Below are 1,149 nucleotides of genomic sequence, written 5' to 3'. Positions count from 1 at the left end.
CCGGCGACCAAGTCATAGATGCCGACGGCACCGAGACCGATGACGATGACCGCCAAGACAAGGCCGAACTTTCGCACGTGGCCAGGGCGCGTCGGCTCCCGCGCCGGTCTCAGCACCGAGTCTGCCTCCCCGGGCGCCGGCGCGTCCTCGACCACCGTCACGTGAACGTCGACGATGTCCGCCGTCATGCCGGTCAGCTCGCCGATCCGTTCCGCCACCCGGTCTCGCACGCGCTGCGCCGCCACCGGCACGCTGCCATCTCCCGATGCCGAGACATTCACCTCTGCCCGGACACGTCGGCCGATCACCTCGACCGACGCGCGCGGCAGCGGCCGTTGCGCCAATACGTCCAACCCGGACGAACGACCGGAACGCCCGGTGATCTCCGCCGCCGCCTGCTCGGCGACGCGGCGGATCACCCGGTCGTCGATCCGCAGCCCGCCGCGGGTGGACGCGTCCGAGGAGGCGTGCTCGCGGGCGTCCATGTCGCTCAGGACCACGTCAGTCCCGCTCCCGGGCCCGGAACGCGGCACGCAGGTCGAGGGCACCGGAGAATTGACCGGCGATCAGGGCGCCGGCCGCGCCGAGCGCCAGCGTGATCAGGAATCCGTCCAGGCCTCCGGTAGCCGCCGCCACGCCGAGCAGCAGACCGGTGAAGAGTCCGATGGTCACGATATTCACGTTCTGTCCTCCCCGCTGGTCTGCGGGTCGTCACCGCGCGCGGCGACGTCCGCGATCACCACGTCCACCGGCCGAACGGCGGTCGGCAATGCGGCGCGACGTACGGCGTCCGCGACGTCGAGAGCGACGGCGCCCCACTCGAGGACGACGTGCACCTCCGCGGTGCCGTCGTCACGGATCCGGACGCCGGAAACCCGTCGGCCGGGCAGGTAGCTGGCTACCTCGCCGAAACGCCCGCCGTCCAGCTCCGCCACACCGTCGACCGCGAGGACAACGGCCGCCATCCGCTCGATGGGATCGGGCCCGACGTCGCCCGGCGCTGCCGCGCCGCCTCGATCGACAGGATCCTTTCCGCTCATTCGACCCGGCTTGTCTGTGGCTCTTCCTCATCCTCCCCGTCGAGGTGGACGTCGTTGACGAGGATGTTCACCTCGGTGACATCGAGCCCCGTCATGCGCTCGATCGTGG

General features: G+C 70.9%; 3 protein-coding genes and 1 pseudogene. All 4 read right to left on the bottom strand.

Annotated elements, in window-relative coordinates:
* Positions 1-500 (bottom strand): Asp23/Gls24 family envelope stress response protein (locus tag ELR45_RS15930; protein ID WP_165367817.1); only part of this gene is annotated, 500 nt, incomplete at its 3' end.
* A 1-nt stretch (position 501) separates the two neighbouring features.
* Complete coding sequence (locus ELR45_RS15925) at positions 502-681, bottom strand: hypothetical protein (RefSeq protein WP_129667279.1); 180 nt, start codon at positions 679-681, stop codon at positions 502-504.
* Positions 678-1,040 carry an Asp23/Gls24 family envelope stress response protein gene (locus tag ELR45_RS15920; RefSeq protein WP_129667278.1) on the bottom strand — a complete coding sequence of 121 codons (363 nt, stop codon included), beginning with the start codon at positions 1,038-1,040 and terminating at the stop codon, positions 678-680. Before ELR45_RS15920 ends, ELR45_RS15925 begins: the two co-directional genes overlap by 4 nt.
* Positions 1,037-1,149: pseudogene (locus ELR45_RS42745) on the bottom strand (Asp23/Gls24 family envelope stress response protein); the annotation flags it as partial. The pseudogene ELR45_RS42745 and the gene ELR45_RS15920, both read right to left, overlap by 4 nt.

Origin of the sequence: Phytoactinopolyspora endophytica, from assembly GCF_004138495.1 — a bacterium.
Lineage (GTDB): Bacteria > Actinomycetota > Actinomycetes > Jiangellales > Jiangellaceae > Phytoactinopolyspora > Phytoactinopolyspora endophytica.
Note: the sequence above shows the minus strand (reverse complement) of the source record. Positions and strands in the feature narration are given on the sequence as shown.

Excerpts from the sequence above, each read along its gene's own strand:
- ELR45_RS15920 (WP_129667278.1), bottom strand. The coding sequence starts at position 1,040 with ATGAGCGGAAAGGATCCTGTCGATCGAGGCGGCGCGGCAGCGCCGGGC.